This window comes from Alteromonas sp. DY56-G5, assembly GCF_041414725.1.
In the GTDB taxonomy this organism is placed as follows: Bacteria; Pseudomonadota; Gammaproteobacteria; order Enterobacterales; family Alteromonadaceae; genus Alteromonas; species Alteromonas macleodii.
In genome coordinates, this window is the sequence record NZ_JANHZQ010000028.1 from 1 (window position 1) to 16185 (window position 16185).

Sequence of the window (16185 nt, forward strand, 5' to 3'; positions counted from 1 at the left end):
TTAGGCCTGCCGCCAGCGTTCAATCTGAGCCATGATCAAACTCTTCAATTAAATATATCGAAATATGAATCGTCGTTATGTGACACTCTTAACGAGTGCCCACACAGATTGTCTTGTCTAAATTTTTAAAGAACATTCACTTGAAGCCGCTGCTTCTTAGTGACTCACCCTGTTCGAGTGAGGTGCGCATTTTACATCGTTTATTTTCGATGTCAACCATGTTTTTAAACTTTTTATTTGTTTGAAAACTTGGTTTCGCACTTGTTGCTAAGTTGGCTTTGTTTTTCTCGAAGCCCCCTCAGAACGTGGAGCGCATTATAGATACCTCTTGTGAAAGATCAACACTTAAATTGGATTTTTTTGCTTTTTAAGGCACTTTTGGTGTTAACCGCTCATTTCTGCATCATTTCTAGCGACTCAATCCATCTTTAGACTAGTTTTTTCACATTTTATTGTTCAATTTGTTACAAATGAGTAAACTATATACAGCCTCCAACACCATAATAAACAATAGAAAGGTAGGTATATGAAAGTAGGCTTTATTCAATGCGCTGTTATTAGCGCTATTTTTGCAATTGCAGGTTACTTGTTATTTTCTTCTGCTAGTTTAAACGTCCATGTTCCACTGACCGTCTCAGCAGCTCTGCTGATCAGCGGTATCGTTACTCCTTGGCTAGCGTCTCTTATTCAAAGTCCATCTTCCTCAGATGCCAGAGCACATTCTAATGACGGATCAGTAGAAACCTTATATGTAGGTAATTTGCCTTATAGAGCAAACGAGAACGCAGTAAAGGAATACTTCAGTAGCTTTATTGAAGTACAGTCGGTTCGCTTAATGAAGGATCGTAAAACTGGAAAAAGAAAAGGATACGGTTTTATCGAAGTTGTAACTGACGACTTAAACAGCGTTATCGATAAAACTAACGACTCAATCTTCCAGGAGCGAACCCTAAAAGTTCGCCCTGCAAAGGACAAAGTCGAACACGCGTAATTCTACGTACGGTTTAAAGGCTATAAAAAAGCCCGGTTAGCTCTCGCTACCGGGCTTTTATATTAGTAAATAGTTAGTTATTCACTTGTCTCAGCAGATTGAGGAAGTCCATTAAGTAACGTTTGATTGAAAGCGTGAAACCTATTTATAGCAGATACAAGATCTGGCACCTGCACGTCTTTCATCTCATTAATCAACCCACCTAGTAAGGTATTATAGTCTTCGTTACTTTCTAACGTACTTTCGGCATTAGCAAAAGTATCCATCATCTTTTCTAGATATTGCGCTATAGGGCTAACCACATTTCCAAACTTCGAATTATCGCTTTTGTCTTCATTGTAATGTTGGATGTTCTCATACGTCTTTAGCACTTCGGTCTGTGTTGTTCTATTTAACTGTAACGCGTAGCCAACTAACTCTTTATCGTCAAAGCCTAAACTTAACGCTTCTTCAAATGCTTTGTCGATGTCACCACTGTAAAAGGTGTCGGCGAGATCCTGAACTTGACCAACCAAATCAGCTATCGACTCTAACTCATCTTCATCAAGCTCGCCTTTCAATGAAAAGCTAATACCGCTTCGCTCGTAGTATTGGTACGAAGTTTGTTGTTGGTATGACGCTGAAAAATTGTTTTGGCCTTGCTCGCCACTACCGCCTGATTGCTCCTGAGATGCCTGCGCTTGGAAATTAAGTTGTTGAGACGCTTGGAACGAGCGAAGACTCTCAAAACTAAAACTCACTTCGTCGCCATCTTTAGTTCGAATCAGCAAGCTTCCGCTTTTCTCATCCGATGCAGCTACCGCGTTTAAGGACGAAAGCGTTACAGCGTTCGGCTGCTGGCGACCAAATATGTCAGTTTCCAGATCGTTTATTCCTGTATCGATGAGATCGCGGCTTTTTGTCATCCCTTGCTCAATCTCTTCATTCATAAAACCAGCGAGGTCTTTTTCAGCCCAAGCGAATCCACGGCTTACGCCTTCTCTCGCTTGGCTAAATAAGCCATTAAGCTTTTCTTCGCTGGCACCACCGTTTGCCGCACCTCTAATGACGCCACCTACGAACTTAAGTACGTTTCTGGCAACTTTTTCAAAGTCGAACAAACTGTTCGACTTATCTTCAATGCTTTTCTCTTTGGCTTCTTGTGGCTTTTGGCCATCTATAACTAACGCTTGGTTAAGACTACTACTTACCACACGTAAGCCGATGCTAGTTTGGCTACTGGAAACAGATACTGATGCCGCTTGTTGTTTAGAAAACTCAGCCGCTTGCTGCAATCCGTCTTGCTGTAACTGCTTTTTCAACATTTCGTTCGGGTGAACTGATGCCTTTTGATCTGCTTTTTGATCGACCTTCTGGTCGCCCATAAAAGCCTTAATTTGACCCACGTTCATAATTTGATCCTCACTATCCTCAATCTTATTATCGGCAAAGAATCAGTATTGTTTAATTTTAATACAGCTTTTTTTACAGGGTCGTTCCTAATAATAATGCAGAAGTAGATAGCGCTTGTTGCAGTTATTTTATAAGGGACTACAATTCGCGACCTCAACATTGAATGGAGAATTTTATGACCGCGACCGAACAACAACGCTATCAAGCTCAGTTGGACGAAAAAGTAGAACGTCTTACTGCGTTACTTTCTCCGTTCAATGCGCCTGACTTAACCGTATTTCCATCGCAACCAACGCACTACCGTATGCGCGCCGAATTTAGAGTATGGCATGAAGGCGATGATTTGTTTCACATCATGTTCAACCAGGAAACAAAAGAAAAGTACCGCGTAGATAGCTTTCCTCCTGCTTGTAAAGCAATAAACGATGCTATGGCGCTGTTGCTTGAAGAAGTAAGACCAAATGAAGTGCTAAGAAAGAAGCTTTTTCAAATCGATTATCTTTCTGCACTATCTGGCGAGCTTGTCATCAGCCTTTTATACCATCGTCAACTAGATGAGAAGTGGCAAGAGGCTGCAAAAGAATTAAAGGCGAAACTCGAGGCTCACTTTCCGAAAGTAAACATCATCGGCCGTGCGAGAAAACAAAAGCTTATTATCGACAACGATTTTGTTATTGAGCGCTTACCCGTTAATGGCAAAGAATTCATATTTAAGCATATCGAAAATAGCTTCACTCAGCCCAATGCCGAAGTGAACTGTAGCATGATTGAATGGGCACTAGATTGCGTAAAGCCGCTCTCTGGCGATTTACTGGAGATGTATTGCGGTGCAGGTAACTTCTCACTGCCGCTAGCGCTTCACTTCGATAATGTTGTGGGGACCGAAATAGCCAAGCCCTCTGTACAAGCTGCGCAGTTTAATATTGAACAAAATCAGCTCAACAATGTGAAGATCGTAAGACTCGCCGCTGAAGAATTCACTCAGGCTATGAAAGGTGAACGTACGTTTAGTCGCTTAGAAGGCATTGATCTAAGTACATATAATTTCACAACTGTATTGGTTGACCCACCAAGAGCTGGGTTAGATGAAGACTCACTTAGAATGATTCAGGATTACGATAATATCGTGTATATCTCGTGTAACCCTGAAACATTGGCGCAAAATCTTGAGCTTTTAAGTGAAACTCACGACGTTGCTCAATCGGCATTATTCGATCAATTCCCGTTTACTCATCACATTGAGGCTGGCGTTTTACTTACACGCAAAAGCTAGTTTTGGTACAAATTGACAAGGCCTTTGGAGTCACAAAGGCCTATGAAGACGTATTAAAATAAGGTGGCTTTGATTAGAGCAAACGATGTGGACTTAAACCACTAATTCAATTATACGCTTTTTTGCGTTGCACCTAGTTGAACGAAGCGAAGCTGCGCTTTCACTCTCTCACCGATTTCTCGGCGAAGTTTATCGTCTGCTTCTAATGCCTCTGCCCCAGCACTGAATACGAGCCTTACCATAGCATCAGCTTGAAGCTGCGCGCATGCGTATTCTACGCCCTGCTGTTCAATAATGTAGTCGGTCAACTCGTCGATGAAGTGTTGAATCTCTCTAAATACTGCCAACCGATAAGCCGACGACGTACCAGTATGCTCGCGTAGTAATAAACGAAATACGTTTGTATTTGCCGCAATAAATTCCATGAAGGTTTCAACAGAAGTATGTATTACGCCGCCTCCAGAGGCTATACGCCGCCTTGCCTGACGCATAAGCTGCCGCAATGCTAAACCGGCTTCATCCACCAGCGTTAAACCCAATTCGTCCATATCTTTGAAGTGTCGATAAAAAGACGTAGGTGCTATACCTGCCTCTCGGGCAACTTCACGCAAGCTGATTGCCGATAAGCTGCGGTTTTCATCGAGCAAAGAAAACGCAGCATGAATGATATTTTGGCGGGTTTTTAATTTCTGTTCTTGTCGACTCACATTCGCACCATAGGTTGATTAGCTCTGAACGGCTTGATGATTTTTAGCGCTTGGGGTTGAAGCCCTTACGTCATCTGTATAGCCATTAACGCAATCAAACTTCGTACATCAAAGACTAGCATGTGTAGTTTATCGCAACACACACCAGTGGGGAAAGAGAAACAGAATCATCTCTTTTATAAACAAGCATTAAGCAGAAAAAGCCACAATTAACGAGCGCTTCAGCGTAGCTTTACTATAATTAAACTTTACACATGTAAGCAGAACTAATCTGGGTTTTGCTTGCCTGAAGCCTCGTAAAACGATAAATTAGCGAACAGTTGTAAGCCAAGTTGTATAAAATGAAAAAACCTCCTCTTATCCTTACTAATGTGCTGGTATTTATTATATCTGGCGCAATTGCGTTTATTGGTGTGCCGCTATGGGTGGCGTATCAAGGCATCGATTGGGCAGAAATCGGTGCGGCTATATTCCTATTTTACTTTACCGGTATGTCTATAACTGCCGGCTACCACCGCTTATGGTCGCATAAAACTTACGACGCCAATGTGGTTGTTCGTGTGATCCTTGCGATTGGTGGCGCTATGGCGCTGCAAAATAGTATTTTGCACTGGTCGTCAGATCATCGCGTTCATCATCGTCATGTTGATGATAACGACAAAGACCCCTACTCTGCCAAGAAAGGGCTATGGTTTGCGCATATCGGCTGGATGTTGCGTGAGTACCAGGCCAAACGTTACGATGACTACAGTAACTGTAAAGATCTTCAAAAAGATAAAGTGGTGATGTGGCAGCATAACTACTATTTGCCCATCGTGCTGGCGGCCAACTTTGGTATCACAGGTCTTCTGGGCTATTTAAATGGTGACGTATTAGGCATGATCTTGGTAGCCGGTGTACTTCGCCTGGTGCTAGTGCATCACGTAACCTTCTTCATCAATTCTCTTGCTCATTTTTGGGGTAGCCAGCCTTACACCGATAAGAACACAGCACGAGATAACGGTATTCTTGCGTTTTTTACCTTTGGTGAAGGTTATCACAATTACCATCACATCTTTGAGTACGACTATCGTAATGGCATTCGCTGGTATCAGTTTGATCCTACAAAATGGCTTATTAAAGGGTTATCACTGGTAGGACTGACATCCAACCTTCGCAAAGTGCCAGAAGAGCGCATCGAGAAAGCATTGGCTGCCATGCAGCTGCAAAGAGCAAGTGAAAAAGTATCGCTACTGCCTAATGCTGAAGAAATGATGCATACCATTCAAGAAGAATACGACTTGTTAATGCAGCGCATGAGTGAATACTACGCCACGAAAAAACGTGTTATGCGCGTTAAACAACGCACCCTAAAGCGCAGTATCGAAGGGCTTGAGCTTGCATACAAGTACAAAGAGCTGAAACACGCATTTGCTGTACAGAAAGAGAAATGGACACAGTTACATAGTTTGTCATTGCAAATGGCGTAAATTGACGCCCTCTTTTATACGTTTGAACGCTAAAAACCACATAAGTGTCTGCTTATGTGGTTTTTTTTTATTCTATAGTTGGATAAGGTCGTTATACTAAAACCAGAATCATTCATTTTGTATTACGGCTAACCTAGTGGTGACATCGCATTACAAAAGTAACAACATGGGAAAGTAAGATGGCAACGAAGCAAAAAACCAAAGCCCCGTCGTATCATTACGACGCTATCGTTATTGGCACAGGTCCTGGTGGAGAAGGCGTTGCAATGCAGCTTGCCAAAGCCGGAAAAAAAGTGGCGGTTGTTGAGCGCTACGAGGCAGTGGGAGGGGGTTGTACCCATTGGGGAACCATTCCATCGAAAGCGCTTCGTCACTCAGTAAGTCGTCTTATTGAATATAACTCTTCTCCCTTGTTTGCCGACAACCACTTAAGTAAGAGTCTTACGTTTTCTGACATCATGCGCCATGCTAGCGGTGTGGTAAAAAGCCAAACTCGACTTCGCTCTTCTTTCTACGACAGAAATCGTGTGACGCTATTTCACGGCGAAGCCAGTTTCGTAGATGCGCATACGTTAGAGATAACCCGTAAAGATGGCTCTAAAGATACTGTCACTGCAGGCCAGATTGCTATAGCCACAGGGTCGCGTCCTTATTGTCCTAAAGACATCGACTTTAATCACCCGCGTATTTATAACTCAGACACTATCCTATCTTTAGATCACGATCCCAAATCAATAATTATCTATGGCGCTGGGGTCATTGGCTCTGAATATGCCAGTATTTTCAGAGGACTAGGCGTAAAAGTTGACCTCGTTAACATGCGCGATCGCTTACTGTCATTTCTTGATGACGAGATATCAGACGCACTCAGTTATCACCTGTGGAACAATGGCGTACTCATCCGGCACAATGAGGCCTATTCTTCGGTTGAAGCTACCGATGACTCGGTTATTTTAAACTTAGAGTCGGGCAAGCGTATGCGCGCAGATTGTCTCTTGTTTGCTAACGGAAGAACGGGTAATACAGATACACTTAAACTCGAGAATATTGGTTTAAAAGCCGATGGCAGAGGCCAACTCAAGGTTAACGAAAATTATCAAACTGACGTAGACAATGTATTTGCAGTCGGCGATGTCATTGGCTATCCAAGCTTAGCATCTGCGGCTTATAACCAAGGTCGCTTTGCCGCTGAAGCTATGCTTGGCATAAAAACACATTCGGCATTGGTAGAAGATATTCCGTCAGGCATATACACCATCCCAGAAATAAGTTCTGTTGGTAAAACAGAGCAAGAGCTTACTGCAGCAAAAGTGCCTTATGAAGTGGGAAGAGCTCAGTTCAAACATTTGGCCAGAGCCCAAATCGCGTCAACGCAGACAGGAAGTCTGAAAATCTTGTTTCATCGCGAAACTAAAGAAATCTTGGGCATTCATTGTTTCGGTGAACGTGCCTCCGAGATTGTTCACATCGGCCAAGCGATCATGCAGCAAAAGGGCGAAGGCAATACCATAGATTACTTCGTTAACACTACGTTTAACTATCCAACCATGGCAGAAGCTTATCGAGTTGCTGCTATTAATGGACTTAATAGAATTTTCTAACGGACACAAAAAAGCCGGCGAGATTGTCGCCGGCTTAATATGCGTTAACTAAGAAATTAGTTACGGTTCGCAGCAAGCGCGTTAAGCGAATCTTTATGTGCTACGATGTCGATGTGCATATTTTCTTGATCGAACGTCATTGTTGCAATGGCGTAGTCACCCTGACTATCGCTTGCAATGTCGATCAACTTTGCTTGTGCATCACGGAAACGAATGTTATTGCCGATTTTGTCAGACATACATTGGTTATTCATTTCGAATGTTTTCGCATCCATGCAATCGAAAAGCTGGTTATCACCAGATTCCGCATGCGCAATACCAAAGGCCGCTGATAGAGCTAGGGTTAGTACTACTTTACGCATGTTTCTTCTCCTGTGTTACAGTGTACTACTGTCACTATTAAACATACTGTATATACATAAGATAGTCAAACTGAGATCATAGTTTTGTGACAAAAGTATGACAAAGAGAAATATTTGGAGAAAAATGTGAAAGGCCACGATGCTCTGGTGGTTAAAGCGAGAAATTGTAGACTGTGTGCCCCTCACCTACCGCATCAACCCAACCCCATATTTAGCACTGCACCATCAACTAAAGTGCTTATTATTGGGCAAGCACCGGGGTTGGAAGCCCATGAACGCACCATTGCGTTTGATGATCCCAGCGGAGATCGGTTACGCGATTGGTTGTCTGTCTCGAGAGAGACCTTTTATAACCCTAGCTTAATTTCGGTGCTGCCAATGGGCTTCTGCTTTCCAGGTTATAAAAATGGAGCCGATGCCCCGCCAAGAAAAGAATGTGCTCCCGCTTGGCATAATGACTTTCTTCTTTATTTAAAACCTGAAGTAACGCTTTACGTGGGACGTTACTCGCAACAGTATTATTTACCGCAACACAAAACGTTAACAGAAGCTGTACGCAGTCCGACTGAAACACATTTCGTACTGCCCCACCCGTCAGGAAGAAACAACAGGTGGCTCGCTAAAAACCCTTGGTTTGAATTAGATATCCTTCCCAAGTTGCGAGACACTGTCGAATCTGTATTAAAAGTTTAGTCGTGCTCTTCCAGAAACGCTAAAAGCGCATCGAACGGCATAGGCTTCGCGTACAAGTAGCCCTGTGCTTCGTCACATCCAAGCTTTATCATGTAACTCGCCTGCTCTCTTTTTTCTACGCCTTCGGCAATAGTCAATAAGCCTAGCTTGTTACCCAAAGTCACAACGGTCTCAGCAAGCACTGCGCTTGCACCCGGTTTAATGTCTTTGACAAAAGAACGATCGACCTTCAATCGATCTAACGGGAGCTGCTGTAGATAACTCATGGAGGAAAAGCCTGTTCCAAAGTCATCAATGGCTATTTTCACCCCAAATTCTTTTAACGAACGCAATGCATCTATTACAATTTGCGGTTCATCCATCACCACGCTTTCTGTTATTTCTAGCTCTAAAAGGCTTGGGTCGCAGTTGGCGTTAGATAGTGCCTGCTTAACTTTTTCTACAAATAACCTGTCGCGGAACTGCGGAATAGAGATGTTAACGGCAACTCTTAGATGGCCGTAGCTTTTTTCTTTCAATTCCTGAAGACGACGGCATGACTCTTCTAGCACCCATTCACCGATATCAACGATAAGACCTGAATACTCAGCAAGTGGTACAAACACGGCGGGAGAAACATATCCCCCTTCACCATTGGGCCAGCGTAGTAAGCCTTCCATGCCAACAACTTTTTCATTCAGTAAGTCCACTTGCGGCTGAAACCACAGCTCCAGCTTTCTTGCTGCAAAGTCACTTCGGAGTTGGCGAATCATATCTAGGCGCCAAGTCGTCTGATCTTCAATATCTTTGGCGTAATATTCGAAGTTATCTGTCAGATTTTTCTTAGCACGGTTTAACGCAATATTCGTGCGCTTTAAAATCTCAATGCCGATGTGGCGTTTATTGTCTAACTTGCACAAACCAAGTGTTATATTAACCGGAAGGGTGTGATCACCTACCTGAAATGAAGATTGGAAAATGTTGTTGATGGTTTTGGGGCATACCAGATCGTCGGGACCAATAAGACCAAATACATCAGCACCTATGCGGCCTTTTTTCACTATGCTATCGAAAGAAGATTGAAAGCGATCGCTTATAGCTCGCAACAATTCATTGCCGACTTCTTGCCCTAAACCATCATTTATATCGGAAAAGTGATTTACGTCGATAAGGGCTACGCTATAGTTTTCTCCGGCAAACAAATGAGGTTTATCGAGCATATTGATAAACTCATTGCGGTTTGGCAAACGGGTTAACCAGTCTCTGAACGCCGCATTTCTTAATTCATGGAAAAGATTAACGTTTTCGTATCCCACTGAAATACTGGATAGAAAAACCTCAAGCAAGTGCTTGTCTAGCTCACTAATCTCGTGGGTTTGTCGAACAAATACGGCAGCTTCAAAACCAGCGCGGCTGATATACAGCACAGAGCAACTGGGCTCAAAAATGTGCTTTTTAAGACGTAGGCACCGACTAATGTTTTCTTCAATTTCAAGGTTTCTAAGCGTGAACACAGGCTGGTTTATAAATTTCGCATACTCACCCGCAGCGCCAAGCACGTAAACCTCTTCGTCCTCTCGGTCTAGCAAAGAACCCGCTCTCGCGCATAATAAACCTTCGGAGTCTAAACCAATAAGCGAACTAATTTGGGTAACTACACCTTCGCAAAACTCTTTCACCGAATGTTCTTCAAACAAGTTGGCTGAAGAGGTGATTATTTTTTCTAAACCAGCACGGCTTTGACTAATCGTTACAATTTGCTGATAAGAGCGTAGTGAGGAAATGATAGTAGTTAGTAATTTGGCGCGAGTAAGTTCTGTTTTGGTTTTGTAGTCATTGATATCGTAAACTTTAATGACTTGCTCTTCAGGCGCGTAGCCGGGCTGGCCCGTACGTAAGATAATTCGAGGTTCAACTAACTTCATGTCCTCGCGGATGTATTTAACAACATCAAAACCCGCGTCATCAGTCTCCATAACGACATCAAGTAAAATTATGGCAATGCTGTTGCCATATTCGTGCAGCATTTCTTTGGCTTGTTTTGCTGAATAAGCGTGGATGAAGTTTAATTTGCGATCGTTTACGATGAGATCAGATAGCGCGAGACGCGTTACGGTGTGAATCTCTTCATCGTCATCGACAATAAGAATGTTCCAGTCTTTGCCCAATAAGGTTTGCTCTTCAACTGAACCATCATCATCTAAAAAAATTAATTCGTCGTTATCGTAATCCATTGCCGACATTACCGCTCATTTCCTCGATACAAACAAAACAAGAATGCGCTACTCATTGTATTAAGGCAACGATTACATTGATAAATGGGTTACGCAATGCAATAGTGCTCTCATGTTACATGCCATTTTACATTCGATCATTTAAGCATTTATGAAGATTACATCCCAGCACTTTTCCCCTGAGGTAAAAAAACCACAGGAAACGGAAGAGAAGACTGTAAAGGTGACAGCCCAATCGCCTGCGGCTGAAAAAGCGGCCAGCAACGCAGTGAAAACCGATGCTAGTCGCCAACGCATGCTTTCCTGGTTTGCCAGAGTGGGTATAAGCCCCTCTATGATGTCCCCTGATCCTAAAAAGCAAAAGCATGCACTAGAAAGAAGAAAACAAATATTAGAAACCCAAAAAGCGAGCAATCTTCAAGCTGTATTAAATATAGCATTAAATGTGACGATCAACGAACAAACTAGCGATAATCTTGATCCCGACTGGTTTTTCGCATTTAGTACCATGGCTGAGGAAATTTACAGCCCGCCCATGCAGGAATTATGGGGAAAGATTTTTGCCGTTGAGGTGGCTCGCCCGGGCAGTTTTTCCCTTCGTACATTGCAGCTATTAAAGACGTTAACGCACAGGGATGCACAAGTATTCAATAAGGCTGTCAATGTTGCGAGTAGAAGAAATAACGATGCGGTTCCGCGTATTCTTGTGGGGTATCACAAACGCAAAGGCTTGCTTTCACTATTGAGACGTCCTGTTCCTGAGCAAATTAACTTAGCCAACGTAGGGTTGAGTTACCCTGATTTGTTGTCTTTGCAAGAGATGAAGTTGATTTATACCAGCGAAATTGAAAGTGCCGAATACAATGAAGGTCAGCAAGTAACCTGGCGATGCGTAAATGAAAATATTTCATTAACCAGTAAAACGTCGGGGGTTGCTTTGGTGTATTACAAGTTCACTTCGGTTGGCAGTGAGCTGTATAAATTAGTGACTAAGTTGCCTAATGAAGCGTATTTAACCAGCATTAAGTCGGTGTTAGGCGAGGTATTTAACGTAAGTTAAATACCGTCACCAAACTCGTGCAATCCACACTCGCGTTTCAAACCAAAGAAGCGCGTGTCTTGCTCACTCATTCCTTCTTGGAGCGACTGCGTGGTATGCCAATCACCGATGGATACATACCCTTGCTCCCAAAGCGGATGATAAGACAAGTCGTTATCTTTCAGGTAGTAATGTAAGTCTTTGTTGCTCCAATCAATGATCGGGTAAAGTTTAAACTGCTGCCCTACTTTTTGTAGAACTGGAAGCTTTCCCCTGGTATCTGATTGGCTTCTACGCAAACCTGCAAACCACGTACCTGCTTTCAGGTCACGTAAGGCGCGCTGCATTGGCTCAACTTTGTTCATCTTATTGTATTTCTCAATACCTTCGATGCCTTGTTCCCAAAGTCTGCCAAAGCGCGCTTCCTGCCACGCAGAAGACATCTCTGCGCTGTACACATGCAAATTTAGATTGAGCTTTTCTACAAGCTCATCAATGAACTTATACGTCTCAGGAAAAAGATAACCTGTGTCGGTAAGCACAACAGGAATATCCGGTTGTGCTTGGGTAAGCATATGCAGCATAACCGCCGATTGTGCTCCAAAGCTTGAAGACACAATATGAGTATCAGGCAAGTTGTCCAGCGCCCAAGCTACTCGCTCCTGCGCTGTCATTTTCTCTAACGTTTCATTGATATCAGCAAGGGCTTCCTTACTGATATCAAGCGTTAGTGGTTGCTGCTTAATCGCTGTATTATTCGTCATAGAAATCCCGTGCGGAGTCTACTACTGGTTTTACAACACCAGCGCGAACAACATAATCACCAAAGGCTTCACCCGCTTCACGATCTTTGGCCCACTGGCCAAACAGTGAATCTAGTTCTGCCATGATTTCCTGTTCGCTTATGTTTTCTCGATACATACGTGGAATACGTGTACCTTCTCGGTTTCCACCCAAATGCAAATTGTATTTGCCTGGGCCCTTACCTACTAAGCCAACCTCAGACAACATCGCGCGACCACAGCCATTCGGGCAGCCTGTTACACGGAAGATTACGCTGTCTTCTTCCAATCCGTGTTTGGCAAGCAAACCTTCTAATTCCGTAACGGCATCTGGCAAGTAGCGCTCAGCTTCTGCCATGGCTAACGGACAGGTTGGCAATGCAACACAGGCCATTGAGTCAAGTCGCTGGTTAGAAATCGATGGCGCTATTAAGCCATGTTCGCGGGCTAATGCTTCAATTTTGTCTTTGTCTTGCGGCGCTACACCGGCAATAATCAAATTCTGGTTTGCCGTTAAGCGGAAATCACCTTTGTGGAGCTTCGCAATTTCGGCACAGCCTGTTTTTAGCGTTTTACCTGGGTAATCTAAAATACGGCCGTTCTCAATAAATACGGTCAGGTGATATTTACCGTCAATACCTTCAACCCAGCCAAAGCGATCGCCACGTCCCGTAAATTCATACGCACGGCTGTCTTGGAAAGTCACGCCTGCGCGTTTTTCAACTTCAGCCTTAAAGTTGTCTACCCCAACACGCTCTAACGTATATTTGGTTTTCGCGTTCTTACGATTAACACGGTTCCCCCAATCACGCTGAGTTGTTACAACCGCTGCGGCAACGTCTAGCGTGCTTTCAAGCGGAATAAATCCGAAATCAGAGGCTTTACGCGGGTACGTGCTCTTGTCGCCGTGAGTCATTGCAAGACCACCACCGACAAGTACGTTAAAGCCAACTAGCTGTCCATTTTCAGCAATCGCAACAAAGTTAAGATCATTCGCGTGAACATCTACATCGTTTTGCGGAGGAATCACCACCGTCGTTTTAAACTTACGCGGTAAATAGTTATCACCCAAAATAGGCTCTACAGGCTTTTCAGTCGTTTCGACTTTTTCACCGTCTAACCAAATTTCAGCATACGCGCGGGTTTTAGGTAGTAAGTGTTCACTTATCTTCTTCGCCCATTCAAATGCCTGAAGGTGAAGCTCAGATTCAACCGGATTTGACGTACATAGTACGTTTCGGTTTACGTCGCCTGCCGTAGCAATAGAGTCGATGCCTACCTTGTTTAGCATTTGGTGCATGGACTTAATCTTAGGCTTTAACACACCGTGAAACTGGAAAGTTTGACGGGTTGTTAAACGAATGCTGCCGTACATGGTGTGATCGGCTGCAAACTTATCAATCGCTAACCATTGGTCAGGCGTAATAACACCACCAGGTAAACGGGCACGCAACATCACATTGTGAAGCGGCTCAAGTTTCTGCTTTGCACGCTCAGCGCGAATATCACGATCGTCTTGTTGGTACATACCGTGAAAGCGAATAAGCTGGAAGTTATCAGCGGTGAAACCACCAGTAAGATTATCTTTAAGATCGGTAGTGATGGTGCCACGCAAATTATTACTTTCACGCTTTAAACGCTCGTTGTCAGCCAGTTTGCCCTCAACGATAAATGGTGATTTTTCGTTACTCATTAATAGACATCCTTCTGATAACGTTTCGCTTTACGTAACTCTACAACATAGGCTTTTGCATCGGCTTCAGATTTACCGCCGTGCTCTTGCACAATACTAATTAGGGCGTTCTCTACATCTTTCGCCATGTGCATTGCATCGCCACACACATAGAAGTGTGCGCCCTGCTCTAGCCATTCATACACCTCTTTACCGTTTTCTAGTAAACGGTGCTGAACATATACTTTTTCTTCTTGGTCACGAGAAAATGCCAGCGTAATTTTGTCTAGCAGGCCTTCTTTAACGTAGCCTTGCCATTCCACTTGATATAGAAAATCTTGCGTGAAATGTGGGTTGCCAAAGAACAACCAGTTTTTGCCTTCTGCGCCTTGTACGTCACGCTCTTGCATGAACGATCTAAACGGTGCAATACCCGTACCCGGACCGACCATGATCACTGGCGTATTTGGATCAGCGGGCAAACGGAAGTTATCGTTACTTTCTACGAACACTTCTACGTCGCCATTTTCTTCTAGATATTCACACAAAAAGCCAGATGCGCCGCCTTGATGACGATGTCCAAACGCTTCATAGTCAACGTGAGCTACGGTTAAATGTACTTCTTCTTCCACTTCGGCTTGGCTTGATGCTATCGAGTACAAGCGAGGCGTTAGCGGTCGCAAAGCATCTACAAGCTGTTGTTCAGACAACTTACCCGGATGGTCGCGCACAATATCAATAATTTGACGTTCGGCCATGTAGGTACGCAGCTGCGCTTTATCTTCCATCAATTTAGCCAATGATTCAGAGCCTGTCGCCTCTTGATATGACTTAATGAAATTAGGGTAACTTAAAGTTAATTCAAGCTTCGACGTTAATGCTTCGGTGAGTGACATGGTCGCGTCAGCCACAGACACTTCTGTATTGCCGTTTAGTGACAAGATACTAATAAGCTCTGACACTAGAGATGCTGCATTTTTAAACCATACACCAAGCGCATCACCTGGCTTATAGGTAATTCCGCTATCTTCAAGGCTTATTTCAATATGGCGTATATCTTTAACAGAATCACGACCTGTGATTTTTTGTGCGTCAATTAAGGTCGCTTTAAACGGCGCTTTTTTGGTGTAAGTTTGCGCTGCTACACCCTGCACTGCCGCGCCAGTTTGCGCCGCTACCGCTGCTTGCGGAGCTGCACTGAAATCGTCTTTTAGCGAGTCGATGAGCTTGCTCAGCCATGCTTCGGCTTCCGTTTCATAATCAACGTCGCAATCTAGTCTCTCAACAATGGCTTTGCCGCCAAGCTTACCTAAGCGTTCATCAAAGTCTTTACCCGTTTGGCAGAAAAACTCGTAACTACTGTCACCTAAACCCAAAACTGCATATTTGGTATTAGCAAGCTTCGGGGCTTTTTTGCCAGCCAAGAATTCATGTAGCTCAATAGCATCGTCTGGTGCATCACCTTCACCATGGGTACTAACAAATACCGCAACGTGAGTTTCTGCTTTCAAGTTACGTGGCTTGTAATCTGCCATGCTAACCAGCTTGCTATTAAAGCCCGCTTCTTCTGCTTTCGCTTGACACTGCGCTGCAACACCTTTGGCATTACCGGTTTGTGAACCGTACAAAATAGTAAGCGTTGGCGCGTCACCCGCTACTGCAGAAGTGCCTTGCATCATTGGTGCAACCGAACCACCTTGTGCAGCAGCCATGCCCGCAGCATAACCACTTACCCAAGTAAGTTGATCACGATTTAAGCCTGCAATGGCTTGCGTTATTGCATTCCACTGCTGTTCGTTTAATACCGCGCCTGGCGCTGAGTTCGAATTAGAATCTTGTGACATAGTCTTTTAGCCTTTTATCAATGGCGCTAAGGCTAACGGCTTTCTTCAAGAAGAGAAAAGAATAAATGAAACTTTTTTATTACTGAAAGTGCTAATGACTGTGCGAATAGGTAATAACACAATTGAATTTGGGCGAGAAGCAATAAA

At 43.7% G+C, this 16185-nt stretch carries 13 protein-coding genes; 6 read left to right on the forward strand and 7 right to left on the reverse strand.

Going from position 1 to position 16185, the window contains the following annotated elements:
- The first annotated feature begins 526 nt into the window (after positions 1-526).
- Positions 527-991 carry an RNA-binding protein gene (locus tag NO989_RS13930; protein WP_014950707.1) on the forward strand — a complete coding sequence of 155 codons (465 nt, stop codon included), beginning with the start codon at positions 527-529 and terminating at the stop codon, positions 989-991.
- 77 nt (positions 992-1068) lie between these two features.
- Here NO989_RS13930 and NO989_RS13935 read toward each other — a convergent pair whose 3' ends face one another.
- Positions 1069-2382 carry a DUF5610 domain-containing protein gene (locus tag NO989_RS13935; RefSeq protein WP_321824830.1) on the reverse strand — a complete coding sequence of 438 codons (1314 nt, stop codon included), beginning with the start codon at positions 2380-2382 and terminating at the stop codon, positions 1069-1071.
- Between the two features lie 176 nt (positions 2383-2558).
- Between NO989_RS13935 and trmA the strand changes: the two genes are divergently transcribed.
- Positions 2559-3656, forward strand: a complete 1098-nt coding sequence (trmA, locus tag NO989_RS13940; protein WP_081099447.1) for a tRNA (uridine(54)-C5)-methyltransferase TrmA — start codon at positions 2559-2561, stop codon at positions 3654-3656.
- A gap of 110 nt (positions 3657-3766) precedes the next feature.
- Here trmA and fabR read toward each other — a convergent pair whose 3' ends face one another.
- Positions 3767-4363: an HTH-type transcriptional repressor FabR gene (gene fabR / locus NO989_RS13945; protein ID WP_014950710.1), complete on the reverse strand. Its 597-nt coding sequence runs from the start codon at positions 4361-4363 to the stop codon at positions 3767-3769.
- 341 nt (positions 4364-4704) lie between these two features.
- On the opposite strand from fabR, the gene NO989_RS13950 reads away from it, so the two are divergent.
- Positions 4705-5832 carry a fatty acid desaturase gene (locus tag NO989_RS13950; protein ID WP_014950711.1) on the forward strand — a complete coding sequence of 376 codons (1128 nt, stop codon included), beginning with the start codon at positions 4705-4707 and terminating at the stop codon, positions 5830-5832.
- Positions 5833-6011: 179 nt separating this feature from the next.
- Positions 6012-7433: a Si-specific NAD(P)(+) transhydrogenase gene (gene sthA, locus NO989_RS13955; protein WP_014950712.1), complete on the forward strand. Its 1422-nt coding sequence runs from the start codon at positions 6012-6014 to the stop codon at positions 7431-7433.
- 56 nt (positions 7434-7489) lie between these two features.
- Here the strand turns inward: sthA and NO989_RS13960 are convergent, their stop codons facing one another.
- Positions 7490-7795, reverse strand: coding sequence for a hypothetical protein (locus NO989_RS13960; protein ID WP_014950713.1), 306 nt, complete (start codon positions 7793-7795; stop codon positions 7490-7492).
- A gap of 114 nt (positions 7796-7909) precedes the next feature.
- Between NO989_RS13960 and NO989_RS13965 the strand changes: the two genes are divergently transcribed.
- A complete protein-coding gene (locus NO989_RS13965) occupies positions 7910-8488 on the forward strand; it encodes a uracil-DNA glycosylase family protein (protein ID WP_061095870.1) in 579 nt (192 codons plus the stop codon).
- Here NO989_RS13965 and NO989_RS13970 read toward each other — a convergent pair.
- The gene (locus tag NO989_RS13970; protein WP_321824831.1) at positions 8485-10710 is read right to left on the reverse strand and encodes an EAL domain-containing protein; all 2226 of its coding nucleotides are present in this window, start codon (positions 10708-10710) and stop codon (positions 8485-8487) included. The genes NO989_RS13965 and NO989_RS13970 overlap by 4 nt on opposite strands.
- 214 nt (positions 10711-10924) lie before the next feature.
- On the opposite strand from NO989_RS13970, the gene NO989_RS13975 reads away from it, so the two are divergent.
- Positions 10925-11761 (forward strand): TIGR03899 family protein, encoded by an 837-nt coding sequence (locus NO989_RS13975; protein WP_168534080.1) that lies wholly within the window; start codon positions 10925-10927, stop codon positions 11759-11761.
- Here the strand turns inward: NO989_RS13975 and NO989_RS13980 are convergent.
- The 3 genes from NO989_RS13980 to NO989_RS13990 are packed head-to-tail and all read right to left on the reverse strand — an operon-like array spanning position 11758 to position 16038.
- Positions 11758-12504: a phosphoadenylyl-sulfate reductase gene (locus tag NO989_RS13980; RefSeq protein ID WP_014950717.1), complete on the reverse strand. Its 747-nt coding sequence runs from the start codon at positions 12502-12504 to the stop codon at positions 11758-11760. The two genes, NO989_RS13975 and NO989_RS13980, sit on opposite strands and share 4 nt — an antisense overlap.
- Positions 12494-14215, reverse strand: coding sequence for an assimilatory sulfite reductase (NADPH) hemoprotein subunit (gene cysI, locus NO989_RS13985; protein ID WP_371342752.1), 1722 nt, complete (start codon positions 14213-14215; stop codon positions 12494-12496). The genes NO989_RS13980 and cysI overlap by 11 nt, the downstream gene beginning before the upstream one ends.
- Positions 14215-16038 (reverse strand): assimilatory sulfite reductase (NADPH) flavoprotein subunit, encoded by a 1824-nt coding sequence (locus tag NO989_RS13990; RefSeq protein WP_014977413.1) that lies wholly within the window; start codon positions 16036-16038, stop codon positions 14215-14217. Before NO989_RS13990 ends, cysI begins: the two co-directional genes overlap by 1 nt.
- Positions 16039-16185 lie beyond the last annotated feature (147 nt).